Source organism: Anaerotignum propionicum DSM 1682, from assembly GCF_001561955.1.
Classification (GTDB): domain Bacteria; phylum Bacillota; class Clostridia; order Lachnospirales; family Anaerotignaceae; genus Chakrabartyella; species Chakrabartyella propionicum.
The window spans coordinates 499,376-515,284 of record NZ_CP014223.1; the positions used below are offsets into that span (position 1 = coordinate 499,376).

Sequence of the window (15,909 nt, forward strand, 5' to 3'; positions counted from 1 at the left end):
GAGTGACTTTAAAAAGATATGTATTTTATGACTTATATAATATCATTTTGAGATCTGCGCGCCAAAATAGCAGTGATGGCATCACTTAATAAAGATAAATCTGCACTTAATATTTCCAATTCCTCATCAGAAAGGCATTCGGATATTTGACAAGCCAGCAATGTAATTGCCACAATATCAGGACAGTTTTCCATGGTAATCACCTCAATGCAATATATGATAAAGTGGAGTGAATTAAAACAAAATTCAGGAAACAGTAGATATTATATGGTGGCTTTCTTTAAGAAGGGTGGGCTGTGAAAATTTTGAAAGAGTGTATCTAATTATACGAATTATACGAAGCAATGAGCTGATGCAATGGATGGGGCGGTCAGAGTGATATATAGAACAAGCTATTTTTAAAAGTCAAAACACGATGTAGTTTTCTAGGGCGATACTATTAGATATTGGAGCTATATTAAATTATATAGGTAGAAAAATTTATACGACTAGTATATAATTACAAATAATGGTTGTTTCTATTGAAAAACGTATTAAAAAATATAATTGAAGATTTAGGAGGAAGAAGCTTTGAAGGAAAATCCAACACACTCTGCACTTATTGTTATAGATATGGAAAATGGATTCATTGAACCCCAAAGTGCCCATTGTATTCATGGAGCGCAGGGAACAATTCCTAATTGTGTGAAAGCAATTTCCAAGGCTCGAATGATTGGGATTCCAATATTTTTTGTAAAGCGGATTTACCGTGGCGACGGCAGCGATGTAGAGTTATCACGTTTTGAGAAATGGAAGGAAGGGGGGCGTGCAATGACACCCGGCTCACAAGGATTGTGCAGTGCCCAGGCCCCTGAGGGTCTAAGGCCGATCGCTGGAGATTATACCATCATCAAGCCCCGCTGGAGTGCTTTTTTTCATACAGAGCTGGATTTAATTCTACGCCGTTTGAATATAAAGACTGTAATTTTGATTGGTACTACAACACCGAATTGTATTCGCACCACTGCTTTTGATGCAGACTCTTTGGAGTACAATGTAGTTATCTTAGAAGATTGTTGCTCTTCCCAGACGGAGGAAATTCAAAGAGCCAATATAGATGATCTTCGGCGAATGGGTGCTGTGATTATGGACAGCCCAGAGTTTGAGAAATATGGAGCTGAGAATGCTCCTAATCTTCAATTACAGGTGCGCACAGAGATGTTGCGGGACAATCAAGATCCTGAGCCTTTCAAAGAAAATCACTCATGGACAGATTTATGGTGATAGCTACAAATGGAGTAGGTTTTCATGAAGAGCACGGAGTATTCGCTTCACGTTATTTATGATATAAGCCCTTTATTTTTGGCGGATCAAAGCAAAATGTTTCAAGGCAAGGTATCAACGTATGGACATATATCCTCATGGAGTATGGGCCACCATATTGTTCCAACATGATTTTAGCTAAACGAGCATCTGGTTTTTTAATTTTAATTGGAAATTCCAGTTTTTTTTCATAAATCCACATTTACATACACTCCTTTCCTGCAAAAGAAACGTTAGCTTCTTTCTGCCAAGGCCAAGGATTATCTTTCCATTGCCAATTTTTCGTATCAACGGCATAGCTGCGGAAGGAGCAAAGAGGGCCAAATTTTTCTTCATATTTTAGACGAAGGGCATCTGCAGCGGTAATGACCTGGTTATACGTATCAATTGCCTCAGTATGATCTGGGTGGGTGTTCAAAAATAGACCTAGGTCAAGAGAGATAAAATCTAACTCCATCAATTTTGTCAACATATCATCTTGTGTCATTGTTTAAACCTCCTTTGCAAAGCGATATAGATGCCAACCTGAACAATATGGTACTACTAAATCATAGAAAGCTGTTCCGCATACAAGGCTTTGAGCTTTATCCATGGGCTCCATATAAGGCTGAAAAGGTACGTATGCCTGTGCCAATTCCATGGATTCTTCAATGATAACACTATAATCGGAAACCATGTTTTTGGGTTTTTGACCAACAGAGGTACAGTCGCTGGGAACGAAATTCTTACACATTTCCTTCATAATGAAATGCCTCCTTCTTCAATTTACAATATTATGATATGGGGGAATATTGATATAGTGCAAGGACTAAAATGATGAAATTACCTTGGCTTATGGGGAAAAATCAGAAGGTTCCTAAATAAAAAACACTTCTATTGAAGTGTTTCACTTAACAGAAGTGTTTTTTGATATGTAGTGAATGAAGCCTTATGATTTAAGATAGTATTGTATTTTCCGCCCCAGAATACAAGAAAGGAAAATCTTAACAATATCCAAAGGGATGAAAACAAAGGCTCCCATGGGTAATGTTGAAAGAAAAGAGGCGTTTGTTACTTTTGATAACCAAAAAGTTCCGATGGAATAGGTAGCTAGGGTGCCCAGCAAAGCCCCCATCATTTGCAGTGTAGGGGAGTCGGGAAACTTTCTTACAAAATAGGCGCTGATGGCAACTAAAAAAAGATATCCCACCAAATAGCCGCCGCCGGGGCCTGCAAATTTAGCAAAACCAGCGGTGTATCCGGAAAATACCGGAATGCCAATGGAACCAATAAATAAATACAAGGCAGTTGCTGCAATTGCCTGTTTTGGCTTCAAAACATAGGCAGACAAATAAAGAGCAAAGGTACATAGCGTTAGCGCCACTGGACTAAAAGGGATTGGAATGCTGATAGGGGCTAAAATACAAATGATTGCGGTCATAAGTGAGATTGTTGCTAATTCTTTTGTTCTCATTGTAAACTCCTTTTGCAGTTTTTAAAAGGATTGTAAACCTTTAAGGGGAGATTTGTCAACTTTAATGATGAAAAAGGTTTACAATTAAAATTTAAGAAAAAGTTTTATGACGAATATAAAAATCTATGATAAACTTGAAATAGGCTTTTTGCGAAAGGATGATTTTGATGAGCAGAAAATGTATACATTGTGGTCAGAATGTTGGTGAAGTAGATGTTTATTGCATAAACTGCGGAAATATACTAAACAAGACTGAAAAAAAAGGGGAAAAGACCCAAGTGCAAGAAGCTTTGCCTAGGGATGACATCTATGCGCCCCTATCAGTAGGAGATTATCTGTTTATTGGTTTCATTTTAATGATTCCTATCATCAACATAATTGTTTTTTTCATATGGGCTTTTGATAAATATAGTAATGTAAATCGAAGAAATTTGGCGAAAGCAGGACTGATTTATCTCGGCATCTGCGTTGCTTTACTTACCATTTTGGGGGTTGGCATGTTTCGTGCAGTGCAATTGGACCAGCAATTTTATCCTGAAGAAAGATATTATGAATATGACAGGGAATTCCCTGATTTCGATGACTGGACGCAGCTCCCGTTTGACGCAAAGGAAACCTAAGTGTATGATTCCTCGTGTATTTCCCGAAAAATAATATGATTTTGCAGTTATCAATTTATATAGACAGATATCTCTCGTATAGCGGAAGATCATGAGTTGATTATAGAAAAATAAAGGTACAAAAAAGGATTTAGTTAATTTTATTATATATTAATGAAAGAATAGCTAATTATGATCTTTATGTGGAGGGAACAATGCTAAGATTGGGTAGAAGATTTGATTTGAGTGAATCGGTGCAGAGGAAAGGCTCGGATTATTTTCAGGTTCTTCTTTTTTAAATATTTACAACCAAACAGCGAAAAGAAAATAGAGCGTTACCGTTCTAAGCTGTTAAAGATTTACTTAATTTTAGACTTTCTTATTATTTTTTTAGATTGGTTTGAAGGCAGACGGAGAAGGTGTAAAAGCATCAAAAAATAATAAATGCTTTAAAAGAGAAATAGCTAATTAAAAATAAGTTTTATGGGAAAAAAGCTATTATTTCGGATGCGAATCTTTTTAGTAGTATTGACTATGAGTTGTATGACAATAGGAGGGAGAAAATTTTTGCTTCCATGCGAAATATATTGACATAGAAAAGACAATAGTGTAAAGTAAAGAAGGACAAAAAAGCTAGAGTTGCACATACCTTTGGGGTATTGTGTACTTTTTTAGAGTATATATCTTGCATACTAAATATTAGTCAGTTTTCATTTTATTATGTTTATTTGGGCAAATAAATATGAGAAAATATCGGCAACAAGGAAGAAAACAAGGTATATGTGCTTATAGAAGTACAATTTGCAAAATGGCTTTTTGTGGTTTTTTTTATGCTAATTTCGCTGAAAAATACGGCGGTATTACCATAAAACGTGGTCGTTTTTTATGGAATATTTATTAACAAATGAGTTGACAATTTTTAAACAAAAATGTTATATTCATGATGGACGTGCGAAAGGCATTTTCTTATTGTGCAAGCGATCTTGAAATGTATTTGAACGTCTTGTAACAACGTTAATGCGACAACGTTAAGAAGTAGCAAGTGAAGTTGTAGGTTATTAAATAAAATGATTGATGGCCCGCATCGATTGTTTTAAAATTTTTTAAAAATAGGAGGAATATTAAATGGATTTCAAATTAACAAAAACTCAAGTGCTTCAGCAAGAGTTGTTCAGAAAATTTGCTGAAACAGAAATCAAACCCATAGCAAAGGATATGGACGAGTCTGAAGAATATGATCAGGGCCTCGTTGCAAAGCTGCAGAAGGCTGGTATGTTCGGTATTCCTTACTCCAGAGAATACGGCGGCCAGGGCGCAGATGTTCTTACATACACATTGGCTATGGAAGAAGTATCTAAAGTTGACGCATCCACAGGTATCACTCTTTCCGTTCATACATCTCTTTGCTGCCCTTGTATCAATGAATTCGGCACCGAAGCTCAGAAGCAGGAATTCTTAAGACCATTGGTTGATGGTCATAAAGTTGGTTGCTTTGGTTTGACAGAGCCCGGCGCTGGTACAGATGCTTCCGGTGTTCGTACAGAAGCACTCAAAGATGGCGATGACTATATCATCAATGGTACAAAGATCTTTACAACAAACTCCGGCTTTGCTGATACATTCATTGTATTTGCTTTGACAGACAAGACTTTGGGACCTAAAGGTATGTCCGCATTTATTTTGGATAGAACAATGCCTGGTATTACAGTAGGTGAAAATATTGAACGTATGGGTATCAGAGCTGCTTCCAACTGTGAAGTTGCTTACGAAAACGTAAGAGTACCCGCAAGCAGATTGCTTGGTAAAGAAGGACAGGGCTACAAAATCGCTATGACAGCTCTTGCTGGCGGTCGTATCGGTATCGGTGCTCAGTCTGTAGGTATCGCTCAGGGCGCTATCGACGAAGCAATGAAGTATGTTAAAGAAAGAAAGCAGTTTGGCAAAACAATCAACAAGTTCCAGAACACACAGTTCAAACTTGCTGAATGCCAGACAAAAGTTGATGCTGCTAGATTGATGGTTTGGAGAGCAGCAACAGCGAAAGACAATCATGAAAATTTTGCTCCTTTGGCAGCTATGTGCAAGCTGTTTGGCTCTGAAGTAGCTAACGAAGTAACTAGAGTATGTGTTCAGCTGCTTGGTGGCTACGGTTACTGCCGCGAATACCCTGTAGAAAGAGCTATGCGTGACGCTAAGATTACAGAAATTTACGAAGGTACATCCGAAGCAATGAAGATGATTATCTCCGGCGCAATGAAGGTTTGATAAATAGTTTCTGAATCTAGATACGAAGCGAGATACTACTATATTTTGGAAGGAGAACAACTATAATGAAAATCGTTGTATGTATTAAACAAGTACCAGACACAGTTGAAGTTAAAATCGATCCTAAAACAGGCACCCTGATTCGTGATGGTGTACCTTCTATCATTAACCATGATGACAAAACAGGTATCGAGGCTGCTCTTCAGTTGAAAGAACAATTGGGTGGCACTGTAACAGTTGTATCCATGGGACCTCCTCAGGCAGACGTTGCTTTGAGAGAAGCTTTGGCTATGGGTTGCGACGAAGCTTACCTTGTTTCCGCTAGAGAATTCGGTGGCTCCGATACATATGCTACATCCGGTATTTTGGCTGCAGCTTTAAAGAAAATCGGCTATGACTTGATTATCACAGGCCGTCAGGCTATCGATGGTGACACAGCTCAGGTTGGTCCTCAGATTGGTGAAAAATTGCAGGTTCCTCAGGTTTCTTATGTTGAAGAAGTTCAGGAAGCTACAGAAGAATATGTTGTTGTTAAGAGACAGTTTGAAGATGGTTACCACATCATCAAAATCAAAACTCCTTGCTTATTGACAGCAATCGCTGAATTGGCTACCCCTAGATACATGTCCGTAAAGGGTATCGTTGAAGCTTATGAAAAAGAAGTTAAAACTTTAGGTTTTGAAGATTTGAAAGCTGAACTTGAACTTGACATGATCGGTTTAAAGGGTTCCCCTACAAACGTATATCAGTCCTTCACAAAAGAAGTTAAGGGCGCTGGTACAATTCTGAAAGATCTGTCCGCAGAAGAGGCAGTTCAGGCTATTATCGACAAGTTGGAAGCTAAGTTTATCATCTAATTTGCAAACAACTTTAATCGAGCAGAAAGAACTATATACTAAATTTGGAATATAAGGAGGAAACCCTACAATGAGTAAAGGTATTTTTGTAGTAATTGAACAGAGAAGCGGTAAAGTTCAGAACGTAGGTCTGGAACTTGTTGGCGAATCCACCAGATTGAAAGAAGACCTCAAGGATGAAGTAGTTGCAGTCCTGTTGGGTCATGAAATTGAAGGTCAGGTTGACAAACTTTTCCACTACGGTGCAGACAAGGTTATCCTTGTTGACAGCCCTTATTTGAAAGAGTATGTAACAGAGCCTTATACAAAAGCTATCACAGCAATCGTTAACGAATATGATCCCGAAATCATGCTGTTTGGTGCATCTTCCATCGGTCGTGACGTGGCTCCTCGTGTAGCTAGCCGTGTAAAAACAGGTTTGGTTGCAGATACAACAGGCTTGAGAATGGCAAAGACAGAAGAAGAATTCGCGAAGGAAGCAGCTATGGGCTGTGAAGATCCTACAAGAGCACTTCTTATGACTCGTCCTGCATTCGGTGGTAACATCATGGCAACATTGATGTGCCCTAGAACAAAACCTCAGATGGCAACAGTACGTCCTGGTGTTATGAAGAGAATTGCAAAAGACACAACAAGAACAGGCGAATTAATCAAATTCAACGTTGATTTTACTGACGCTGATATGAACGTTGAAATTCTTGAAGTTGTAAAGGCTGACAAGAAGGCTGTTGACTTGACAGAAGCAAAATTGATCGTATCCGGTGGCCGTGGTATCGGTGGTGCACAGGGCTTCGATTTAATCAGAGACGTAGCAGATGCATTGGGCGCAGAAGTTGGTTCTTCCAGAGCATGTGTTGACGCTGGTTGGATTGAAAAAGATCGTCAGGTTGGCCAGACAGGTAAGACAGTACGCCCTGACCTGTACATGGCTTGTGGTATTTCCGGTGCAATTCAGCACGTTGCAGGTATGGAGAACTCCGAATTGGTTATTTCCATCAACAAAAACGACACAGCTCCCATTTTCGAAGTTTCCGACTTGGGTATCGTTGGTGACGTTAAGGTTATCCTGCCTAAATTGGCTGATGCAGTCAGAAAATACAAAGCAGCAAAGGCTAACAACTAATTATTTTATAAATGTATCCAGAAGCTTCCTTTGGTTTCCAAAGGAAGCTTTTTTTGTTTGCTTTAGATTAATATCATTATCTGCTCAGAATATAGAGGCTTGGTTTTTTTCGGTCTTTTATGAATACCCAAGGCCTTTTAGAAAACGCTTAATGGTAGCAAGAAGATTTTAGCATTTCAAAACGCCATTTAAAGCTGCAATTAGTGGTCCCTCATAGGGGCAAAACTATATGATTCTATCTATAAAATCAGATAAAATATAAGAGCCTTCATCCAAGGAGTTGGTTGTGTTGTAATTGAATGAAAAGAAGGATTTCCTGATTAAGAAGTATTGGTAAAGTAAACAAAAAAATCAAATACAAATTTGTATAAAACAACTCACATTTGTAGCTATTTTTCTTGGATAGTAACCTCAATCGGAATCTTAAAATTTTCTAATGTCAAAGTAAAGCGAAAAATCCTGCAAAAATAGACATATTTCTTTACTTATGTTATACTGAAAATAATCTGAAGGAGAGGATTGAGCCGGAATGAATTTGATGGAGCTGGATTATGATGCGAAAATGTTATCCATACAACCGGAAATAATTATAAGGGAAGCAAAACCTTTTATGGAATTGATGATGGAGTGCAAATGTGCTCTGATGGAAGTGGAGACAAAGCTAAATGTTTTGAACGCCGAGTTTGCTTTAAAATACAATAGAAATCCTTTTGAGTCCATTAAATCAAGAATAAAAAGCCCTATGAGTATTGTTGAGAAGTTGAAAAGAAAGGGTTATCCCCTTACTGTAGAAAGTATGGAGAGAAACCTATTTGATATTGCAGGGATACGGGTAATTTGCTCCTTTGTAGATGATATTTATGCCATTGCTGCATTGTTGGTGCAACAGGATGACATTACATTATTAGAAGCAAAGGATTATATAAAGAGCCCTAAGGAGAACGGGTACCGTAGCTTACATCTTATTCTGGAGGTTCCTGTTTTCTTGGCAGAAAAGAAAAAACCTATGAAAGTGGAAGTGCAGTTTCGTACCATTGCCATGGATTTTTGGGCAAGTTTGGAGCATAAGTTAAAATATAAGAAGGATATTTCCGATGCAAAAGAGATTTTTGAAGAATTGCAGGAGTGTGCTGATATTATTAGTAATATGGATTTGAGAATGCAAGAAATTCGAAACCGAATTGAAGAAAGAGAGGATACAAACCCATAAGCCATGAAACCTAGTGTATCTTTTTGAATCTAGTTTTAAGAGTAAGTTATTTCCATAGGCATTCTCTAAAGAGGTATTTTGGGTCAAAAAAAGAGAAAATTATTTCCAAGACTTGTTGTGAAAAACTCACAAAATGATGTTTTTGCTCAAAAAATATATTTAGAATGTGCTACTAAGAGAGCTGCATGTTTATCTCTAAAAAACCAAGATAGGTACAATTGAAACAGATATATGTTTATATCTGTTTTTTATTTTGCGAATTTTGGGGAGAATCTGATGTTTTTGCGGAAGAAAAATGGAATAGCACGACAGCGTTTGACAGAAAGTGCAGGGCCCCCGTGGTATATTTTGGACAAGCAGAAAGTCTTTGGAGGAAAGCCAAAGAAACATGCCAGCGGATTTTGAATAAAAGGGAGGATACACAATGCGGCAGTATTATGACGGAGATATGAATTTGTATGACTATGGCGTAGATGAGGGAGCCTCAATTTTGCCAGAGAAAACAAAGCAAATGGGTGCACTGGAAAGTCAAATACGAATCTACATTGAAGATTACGTGCATACATATTTATATCAATATGGCAAAAGCGGTGGAGGTAAGGAAAAAACAGCAGCCTTAGTAGGGCGGCACTTGGAGATTAACGGTGAGGAATCCGTAATTATTTCCGGTGCAATTCAAAGTAAGGATATACCACAGAAAAGTGGTGCAGAAGGTTTTAGTGAAGAAACGTGGGAATATATTGGCAGTCAGATGGAAACCTATTTTAAAGGAATGAGCTTGGTAGGTTGGGCCCATTTGCAGCCTGGCTTTGGTTCTTTTCTGATGGCAAAGGACGAGCTGTTTCATGAGGAGTTTTTTAAGGAAAACTGGCAAGTTTTATTTGTCATTGACAGCTTGGATAAAATGGATACATTTTATATATACAACGAGGAAGGAAGAGGATTAAGGCAGTCAAGGGGTTATTTTGTTTATTACGACAAAAACAGGGAAATGCAGGAATATATGCTGGACAACAGCACAGTATATCCAAAAGAGGATTTATCGGCGATGGCTATGGAGGAAAGTTTTCCGGAAGAGGAAATGGAGAACGGCTTTGAACGTAAAAAGCGCAGGCCAAGACCGGAAGAGCGGATGGATGCGGCAAAGGAAATTCGCAGAGTTTTACAGAAAAGAGCAAAAGAGGCGGAAGAGGTACAAAAAGGAAAATATACTATGCTGGCGGGAATAAGCGGTGCCCTCTGCGTTGTTTGTTTGTGTATGGGATTTGCCTTAATGAGTAATATGACCCGTTTGAGGAGCTTGGAAGGGGAAATTTTAATGGTGCAAAGCTCTTACCAAAAGCTGGAGGAGAGTATTGAAGGCGTCAAGGTGCAGGCGGCATTTGCGGCAGAGCCCAAGGTTGAGGAAGAGCCAAAGGCAGAACCCAAAAAGGAAAAGGAAGCAGTTGAAACTTGGTACACAGTAGAAGCCGGTGATAGCTTAGGTTATATCAGTAGAAAATACTATGGTGATAATAGCGGTGTGAATAAAATCATCCAGGCAAATGAACTGGAAAATGCAGATATGATTTTCGCGGGACAGTCTCTATTGATACCATAATAAAGTTTTTATTTTGTTAATTATTATAAGAAAAAAATTGGGGAGTAATTTTTATTCAGGTTTCAAAAGCAATTATATTTCGTTTTTTCATTGTTTTTGCCGAGTAAATACCCAAGGAATCTTTTCATTAAAATACAAAGCTTATTTTTAAAGTTGCTCCAGAGTGGGAAATTACTATACACCGAAAAGATCGGATATTACAAAAAAATGTTGCGATATCAAAAATAATGTGATACAATACTAATGCTGTTTTAAGTGGATAAGACTCAGAATAATGAGCAAAATATATAGGAGGATTTGAAATGACAACAATTGGTATGGTGTTAACAGGCATTTTAGCTGTTTTGGCAGTAGTATTGAGCATAATTATTTTGATGCAGTCTAAGCGTTCTGCAGGCTTGGGCGCGATTAGCGGCGGTGGCAGCAGTGATACTTACTGGAGTAAGAACAAAGGTCATTCGGTAGAAGGTGCGTTAGAGAAGTACACAAAGATTGGTGGCGCCCTTTTTATGATACTTGCTTTTGTGATTAATTTGGTTGGCTAAACGATGGGAGATGCAGAAGTGCATCTCTTTTTTTGTAAACAAATGAATTGGATAAAAATAGGAGGTATTTATGGAATTGAATCATATTTTAGAAGAAAGAAAAGAAAAGCTCCTTGGTTATATTACGAGTGAAGAGTATATTCCCTTAAAGCGCAGAGAGATTCGTCAGATGCTTTCTGTGCCGGACGGTGATAAAGAGATATTTGAAGGGTTGCTAGGGGAGCTCATCGCAGAGGGTAAGGTAGTGGAAACAAAGAAAGGAAAGCTTATGGCGCCAAAGGCCTTAAATATGTCCACAGGGGTTTTTACAGGTCATGCAAAGGGCTTTGGGTTTGTGACCCCTGACGAAGGTGGAGCGGATATATTTATTCCTGCAAATGAAACTGCTAGTGCTATGCAAAAGGACAGGGTCTTATATAAGGTAATAAACCAAGGTGAGGGAGACAAAAAAGCAGATGGCGTAATTATAAAGGTTCTGGAGCGAGGGATTGTTCGAGTTGTTGGCCTTTATGAACAAAGCAAGGGCTTTGGTTTTGTTATTGCAGATGACAAGAAGTTTGCCAAGGATATTTTTATTGCTAAGGAAAATGCCAAAGGTGCGGTGAGCGGCCATAAGGTTGTTGTTGAAATCATTAGCTATGGAGAGGAAAGAAGAAATCCGGAAGGAAAGATTGTAGAAATATTAGGCCACGTGAACGATCCCGGGGTGGATATTCTTTCTGTCATTCGCCGCTTTGATTTGGCAATAGAGTTTCCTGAAAAGGTTTATCAGGAAATTGAAAAGCAAGCAACAGAGGTTTTGGAAAAAGACAAAGAGGGCAGAGAGGACTTTCGAAGCCTTCTCACCATTACCATTGATGGGGAGGATGCCAAGGATTTAGATGATGCTGTATCATTAACAAAAATGGAGAATGGGAACTATTGGTTAGGGGTGCATATTGCCGATGTAACTCATTACGTTCGTGAGCATACAGCCTTGGATCAGGAGGCATACGCCAGAGGTACCAGCGTTTATTTGGTTGATCGAGTGATTCCCATGTTACCCCATAAGTTGAGCAATGGCATTTGCTCCTTAAATCCTGAAACGGACAGATTAACATTAAGCTGTATGATGGAAATAGACCCGAAGGGAAATGTAGTTTCCCACAAAATTTGTGAATCTATGATATATTCTGATTTTCGTATGACTTATACGGCGGTTCGAGAAATTATTGAGGACAAGACTCCTGAGCTTTTGGAAAAGTACGCTGAAATTGTGCCTATGCTGACCTTAATGAATGAGCTTAGGCAGATTTTAGGTGAAAAGAGAATGAAGCGAGGATCGGTAAACTTTGACTTGCCAGAGTCTAAAATTATTTTAGATGAGCGAGGAAAGCCCATTGAAATTCGACCTTATGAAAGAAGTATTGCAACAAATTTGATAGAGGAATTTATGTTGGTTTGTAACGAAACTGTTGCTGAGAATGCTTTTTGGCAAGAGATTCCATTCATGTATCGTACTCATTTAGAGCCGGACGAAGAAAAGCTTAAAAAAATGGAGCAATTCATTCGTGGCTTTGGGTATCATCTGAAGAAAAAAGACGGCGAGATCCATCCAAGAGAGATTCAAAGGGTTTTGCAAGAAGCAGAAGGAACAGAGCAGGAGCGAATCATAACCAGAATGGTTTTGCGCAGCATGATGCAGGCTCGCTATGCTGCAGATAATCTCGGGCATTTTGGGCTGGCGGCAAAATATTATTGCCACTTTACTTCACCCATTCGCCGTTATCCTGATTTGCAAATTCATAGGCTTTTAAAGAAGATGCTTCATGGGGAGCTGGGAGAGACTCAAACAAGAGAGTATCATAAAAAGATGCCTGATATGGCTCTACATTGCTCGAGGAGAGAGCGTATTGCAGACGAAGCTGAACGAGATACAGAGCAGTTGAAAAAGGTTGAATTCATGTCGGATAAAATTGGCCAAGTTTTTCAGGGCATTATCTCCGGCGTAACCAATTGGGGAATTTATGTGGAGTTGCCAAACACCATTGAAGGAATGGTGTCGCTGGCAATGCTGGACGACGATTATTATGAGTTTAATGATAAAAGTATGATGGTCTTTGGAAAAAGGACTGGAAAAAGTTACCGTTTGGGAGATAAGGTAACAGTTGTTGTTGCCAAGGTTTCAAAAGAGCTTGGAACCATTGATTTTTTATTTGAAGAGGAAGAATAAAAAGAAAGCCTGTATGCGAGATGTTTCGCAATGCAGGCTTTTTATGTGCAATGAAAATATAACATTATAAATGGAATAAAGCGAACTGCTTTGGCAAACTTATGTAAATAAGGAAGGAATGTCTTATAATTGCTTCGAATTTAAAGTGATTTTCAGCTTATAACAGCGATACAATCCAAGCATAAAGCCCCCTGCATAAATCAGCATTGAAAAAGCGAGGAAAGGCTTGGGGCATGTCAAATGGGTTATTTTCTGATAAATCCAACAGCCAAGCACAAGTATTCCACTGGTTGCGGAACAGGCTGAAATCGTAAAAAAATGTTTTGCTGCAAGTGCTGCTGTTGAAGCATCAGCATTAAATTCAGGCAGAAGGCGGGAGGCCATTTTCCGTGTTTGCCGTGTCTCACTATAAAAAAATATGGAAATTAAGAATAAAACAACGGTGTAAAAAAGCATAAGCGCCTCCATTTTAAAACTGTTGCGTATGTTTGGACTAGTAACAAAATAAGACTATCATTTAATTTCATATAGAGTAGTGTAACATTTTATAATATATAAGGCAAGAAATTAAATCGACAAAAGAAGAAGGAAAAGTTGATGGCATAATAAACATAAAAATATTTGTATTTATAAAAAAACATAACATATTTCAGCTTGAGCGTTGTATTCTATAGAAAAGTATGTTACTTTTATAGAGTAAAGCATAGCTGTATCGATGCGGTTATGTGCAAAAGAAATAAGGGGAGAGGTAGTATGGATCAAGGATTAGAGAAAAGATATGGCCTTTTAACTGCGATTGCTATGGTAGTTGGTATTGTTATTGGCAGTGGCGTGTTTTTTAAGGCAGAAAAGGTTTTAGTTGCAACGGGAGGAAACCTGAGCCAGGGTATTTTGGCGTGGTTCCTAGGTGGTTTGGTTATGGTTGCCTGTGCGTATAATTTTGCGGTTTTGGCTACACATCACGAAAAGGTAAGTGGCATTGTTGACTATGCAGAAACAATGGTAGGACCCAAATATGGTTATTTTTTTGCATGGTTCATGGCCACAATTTATTTTCCGGCAATGACCTCTGTTTTAGCTTGGGTTTCTGCCAGATATTTTTGTGTATTATTGGGTTGGAACATTGTTGGACCTGAAGCAATGACAATTGCAGGGTTATTTTTGGTAAGCAGCTATGTGCTCAACGCCATTTCTCCAAGACTGGCAGGCAAATTGCAAGTATCCACTACAATTATCAAGCTGATTCCATTAGCCTTAATGGCAGTTGTGGGCACCATTTTTGGCCTGAAAAGTGGTATTTTAGTGGAAAACTTTAATGGCACAGTACTCACTGAGGTGAAGGGCAATCCTTTGTTTACCGCAGTTGTGGGTACTAGTTTCGCTTATGAGGGTTGGATTTGCGCAACCAGCATTAATGCCGAGCTAAAGGATGCAAAACGCAATTTACCTCTGGCGCTGGTGATTGGTACCATATTTACTGTTTTGATGTATGTACTTTACTATGTTGGTTTGGCTGGAGCAGTTGAAAACAGTGTCATGATGGAAGGTGGAGAAGCTGGGGCAAAAATCGCTTTTTCTACCGTATTTACAAATGCAGGTGGAACGTTGCTTTTTGTGGTTGTGGTTATTTCCTGTTTAGGTACCTTAAATGGTTTAATGTTAGCATGTACCCGCAGTTTTTACGCCATGGCAGCAAGAAATGAAGGCCCAATGCCTCATGTTTTTAATGCGGTGGATAAGGTAACAAATATGCCAACCAATTCATCTGCTATGGGCGTTTTAATGGCAGCAATTTGGCTGACCTATTTTTATGGTGCAAATTTAACGGAACCATGGTTTGGGCGATTTTGCTTTGATAGCTCCGAATTGCCGATTATAACAATCTATGCTATGTATATACCCATTTTCTTACTGCAGATGAAAAAAGGGAAGGACTTGGGAACATTTAATCGTTATATAGCGCCGGTTTTAGGAATTGTGGCTAGTGTATTTATGGTAGTTGCGGCGGTTGTTTCTTTAGGAAAGGCGATTATTTATTACTTAATTTTATTTGCTGTGATAATGTGCATTGGGTTCGCATTGAAAAACTATGGTCATGAAAAAGCGAAATAATTGAGTATTTTGCGTTAAAGTTTGTGGGACTATAGAGACATTCTTTAAGGTAAAGAACGAAAAATCTTTTTCCCCAAGCGAAATTATATGATACGAAAAAAGAAAAAGCCCCCGTTTAAAAGGATTTGAAGAACAAATCTGGAGAATGGAAATAGGGCTTTTTTCTTGTGTTAATAGGGAAGAAAATGTTGACATATCATTGTTAAGTTGTATACTGTAATAAGTAACATATGTCGAAAATGAGGAGGGACTTTATGGCGAGACCAAGAAAGTGCAGAAAAGTTTGTGCATTGCCTGAAAATTGCGGCTTTGCTCCAATGAAAGAGATGAACGATGAAAATCGTGTCATTATGGCGGTAGACGAATATGAAACCATTCGACTGATTGATTTAGTTGGATACACCCAGGAAGAATGCGCAGCTCAAATGCACATTGCCAGAACAACTGTACAGGGCATTTATAACGAAGCAAGAAGAAAGCTGGCAGATGCCTTAGTAAATGGGAAATCCCTTCACATTGAAGGCGGCGATTTCGACCTTTGCGAGGGGGATAGCTTGCATTGTGGGAAAAAATGCGAAAAATTTTGTTATAAGAAAAGAAAAATGGAAAATATTTCTAAGGAGATGTAATT

General features: G+C 38.5%; 17 protein-coding genes. 11 read left to right on the forward strand and 6 right to left on the reverse strand.

Translation table 11 applies throughout. From position 1 onward, the window contains the following. Positions 1-32 precede the first annotated feature (32 nt). Positions 33-194 carry a DUF6774 domain-containing protein gene (locus tag CPRO_RS15170; protein ID WP_157881617.1) on the reverse strand — a complete coding sequence of 54 codons (162 nt, stop codon included), beginning with the start codon at positions 192-194 and terminating at the stop codon, positions 33-35. Positions 195-570: 376 nt separating this feature from the next. Between CPRO_RS15170 and CPRO_RS02315 the strand changes: the two genes are divergently transcribed. Next, positions 571-1,263, forward strand: a complete 693-nt coding sequence (locus CPRO_RS02315; RefSeq protein WP_236782373.1) for a cysteine hydrolase family protein — start codon at positions 571-573, stop codon at positions 1,261-1,263. 52 nt (positions 1,264-1,315) lie between these two features. Here the strand turns inward: CPRO_RS02315 and CPRO_RS15985 are convergent, their stop codons facing one another. The 4 genes from CPRO_RS15985 to CPRO_RS02335 all read right to left on the reverse strand — a co-directional run bounded on the left by CPRO_RS15985 (position 1,316) and on the right by CPRO_RS02335 (position 2,755). Beyond that, entirely contained in the window at positions 1,316-1,504 is a 189-nt protein-coding gene (locus tag CPRO_RS15985; protein ID WP_066047450.1) for a manganese catalase family protein, read from the reverse strand. Next, on the reverse strand, positions 1,505-1,789 hold the full coding sequence (locus tag CPRO_RS02325; protein ID WP_066047453.1) for a spore coat protein CotJB: 285 nt from the start codon (positions 1,787-1,789) through the stop codon (positions 1,505-1,507). 3 nt (positions 1,790-1,792) lie between these two features. Further along, positions 1,793-2,044, reverse strand: a complete 252-nt coding sequence (locus CPRO_RS02330) for a spore coat associated protein CotJA (RefSeq protein ID WP_066047457.1) — start codon at positions 2,042-2,044, stop codon at positions 1,793-1,795. Positions 2,045-2,230: 186 nt separating this feature from the next. Then, a complete protein-coding gene (locus CPRO_RS02335; RefSeq protein ID WP_066047460.1) occupies positions 2,231-2,755 on the reverse strand; it encodes a biotin transporter BioY in 525 nt (174 codons plus the stop codon). Positions 2,756-2,922: 167 nt separating this feature from the next. Between CPRO_RS02335 and CPRO_RS02340 the strand changes: the two genes are divergently transcribed. The 8 genes from CPRO_RS02340 (at position 2,923) to rnr (ending at position 13,166) form a co-directional block, all read left to right on the forward strand. Beyond that, positions 2,923-3,375: a hypothetical protein gene (locus CPRO_RS02340; RefSeq protein WP_066047463.1), complete on the forward strand. Its 453-nt coding sequence runs from the start codon at positions 2,923-2,925 to the stop codon at positions 3,373-3,375. Between the two features lie 1,104 nt (positions 3,376-4,479). Then, a complete protein-coding gene (locus CPRO_RS02345) occupies positions 4,480-5,619 on the forward strand; it encodes an acyl-CoA dehydrogenase family protein (RefSeq protein ID WP_066047465.1) in 1,140 nt (379 codons plus the stop codon). 65 nt (positions 5,620-5,684) lie between these two features. Beyond that, positions 5,685-6,476 carry an electron transfer flavoprotein subunit beta/FixA family protein gene (locus CPRO_RS02350; RefSeq protein WP_066047468.1) on the forward strand — a complete coding sequence of 264 codons (792 nt, stop codon included), beginning with the start codon at positions 5,685-5,687 and terminating at the stop codon, positions 6,474-6,476. A gap of 70 nt (positions 6,477-6,546) precedes the next feature. After that, positions 6,547-7,599, forward strand: coding sequence for an electron transfer flavoprotein subunit alpha/FixB family protein (locus CPRO_RS02355; protein WP_066047471.1), 1,053 nt, complete (start codon positions 6,547-6,549; stop codon positions 7,597-7,599). 538 nt (positions 7,600-8,137) lie between these two features. Next, the gene (locus CPRO_RS02360; protein WP_422664670.1) at positions 8,138-8,809 is read left to right on the forward strand and encodes a GTP pyrophosphokinase; all 672 of its coding nucleotides are present in this window, start codon (positions 8,138-8,140) and stop codon (positions 8,807-8,809) included. A gap of 424 nt (positions 8,810-9,233) precedes the next feature. Beyond that, the gene (locus CPRO_RS02365; protein ID WP_066047477.1) at positions 9,234-10,409 is read left to right on the forward strand and encodes a LysM peptidoglycan-binding domain-containing protein; all 1,176 of its coding nucleotides are present in this window, start codon (positions 9,234-9,236) and stop codon (positions 10,407-10,409) included. 302 nt (positions 10,410-10,711) lie between these two features. Then, the gene (gene secG, locus CPRO_RS02370) at positions 10,712-10,954 is read left to right on the forward strand and encodes a preprotein translocase subunit SecG (protein ID WP_066047480.1); all 243 of its coding nucleotides are present in this window, start codon (positions 10,712-10,714) and stop codon (positions 10,952-10,954) included. A 70-nt stretch (positions 10,955-11,024) separates the two neighbouring features. Continuing rightward, positions 11,025-13,166, forward strand: a complete 2,142-nt coding sequence (gene rnr / locus CPRO_RS02375; protein WP_066047483.1) for a ribonuclease R — start codon at positions 11,025-11,027, stop codon at positions 13,164-13,166. 123 nt (positions 13,167-13,289) lie between these two features. Here the strand turns inward: rnr and CPRO_RS02380 are convergent, their stop codons facing one another. Continuing rightward, complete coding sequence (locus tag CPRO_RS02380; protein ID WP_066047486.1) at positions 13,290-13,622, reverse strand: hypothetical protein; 333 nt, start codon at positions 13,620-13,622, stop codon at positions 13,290-13,292. A 297-nt stretch (positions 13,623-13,919) separates the two neighbouring features. On the opposite strand from CPRO_RS02380, the gene CPRO_RS02385 reads away from it, so the two are divergent. Both CPRO_RS02385 and CPRO_RS02390 read left to right on the forward strand, forming a co-directional pair. Beyond that, on the forward strand, positions 13,920-15,278 hold the full coding sequence (locus CPRO_RS02385) for an APC family permease (protein ID WP_066047489.1): 1,359 nt from the start codon (positions 13,920-13,922) through the stop codon (positions 15,276-15,278). Positions 15,279-15,532: 254 nt separating this feature from the next. Beyond that, positions 15,533-15,907 carry a DUF134 domain-containing protein gene (locus CPRO_RS02390; protein WP_066047492.1) on the forward strand — a complete coding sequence of 125 codons (375 nt, stop codon included), beginning with the start codon at positions 15,533-15,535 and terminating at the stop codon, positions 15,905-15,907. The last annotated feature ends 2 nt before the right edge of the window (positions 15,908-15,909 follow it).

What these genes read in the sequence shown, in the direction of transcription:
- CPRO_RS15170 (WP_157881617.1), bottom strand. Translation starts at nt 194, where the DNA reads ATGGAAAACTGTCCTGATATTGTGGCAATTACATTGCTGGCTTGTCAA.
- CPRO_RS02390 (WP_066047492.1), top strand. Translation starts at nt 15,533, where the DNA reads ATGGCGAGACCAAGAAAGTGCAGAAAAGTTTGTGCATTGCCTGAAAAT.
- CPRO_RS02355 (WP_066047471.1), top strand. Translation starts at nt 6,547, where the DNA reads ATGAGTAAAGGTATTTTTGTAGTAATTGAACAGAGAAGCGGTAAAGTT.
- CPRO_RS02340 (WP_066047463.1), top strand. Translation starts at nt 2,923, where the DNA reads ATGAGCAGAAAATGTATACATTGTGGTCAGAATGTTGGTGAAGTAGAT.
- CPRO_RS02360 (WP_422664670.1), top strand. Translation starts at nt 8,138, where the DNA reads ATGGAGCTGGATTATGATGCGAAAATGTTATCCATACAACCGGAAATA.
- CPRO_RS02385 (WP_066047489.1), top strand. Translation starts at nt 13,920, where the DNA reads ATGGATCAAGGATTAGAGAAAAGATATGGCCTTTTAACTGCGATTGCT.
- CPRO_RS02325 (WP_066047453.1), bottom strand. Translation starts at nt 1,789, where the DNA reads ATGACACAAGATGATATGTTGACAAAATTGATGGAGTTAGATTTTATC.
- CPRO_RS02330 (WP_066047457.1), bottom strand. Translation starts at nt 2,044, where the DNA reads ATGAAGGAAATGTGTAAGAATTTCGTTCCCAGCGACTGTACCTCTGTT.
- CPRO_RS02365 (WP_066047477.1), top strand. Translation starts at nt 9,234, where the DNA reads ATGCGGCAGTATTATGACGGAGATATGAATTTGTATGACTATGGCGTA.
- secG (WP_066047480.1), top strand. Translation starts at nt 10,712, where the DNA reads ATGACAACAATTGGTATGGTGTTAACAGGCATTTTAGCTGTTTTGGCA.
- rnr (WP_066047483.1), top strand. Translation starts at nt 11,025, where the DNA reads ATGGAATTGAATCATATTTTAGAAGAAAGAAAAGAAAAGCTCCTTGGT.
- CPRO_RS02345 (WP_066047465.1), top strand. Translation starts at nt 4,480, where the DNA reads ATGGATTTCAAATTAACAAAAACTCAAGTGCTTCAGCAAGAGTTGTTC.
- CPRO_RS02350 (WP_066047468.1), top strand. Translation starts at nt 5,685, where the DNA reads ATGAAAATCGTTGTATGTATTAAACAAGTACCAGACACAGTTGAAGTT.
- CPRO_RS15985 (WP_066047450.1), bottom strand. Translation starts at nt 1,504, where the DNA reads ATGTGGATTTATGAAAAAAAACTGGAATTTCCAATTAAAATTAAAAAA.
- CPRO_RS02335 (WP_066047460.1), bottom strand. Translation starts at nt 2,755, where the DNA reads ATGAGAACAAAAGAATTAGCAACAATCTCACTTATGACCGCAATCATT.
- CPRO_RS02380 (WP_066047486.1), bottom strand. Translation starts at nt 13,622, where the DNA reads ATGCTTTTTTACACCGTTGTTTTATTCTTAATTTCCATATTTTTTTAT.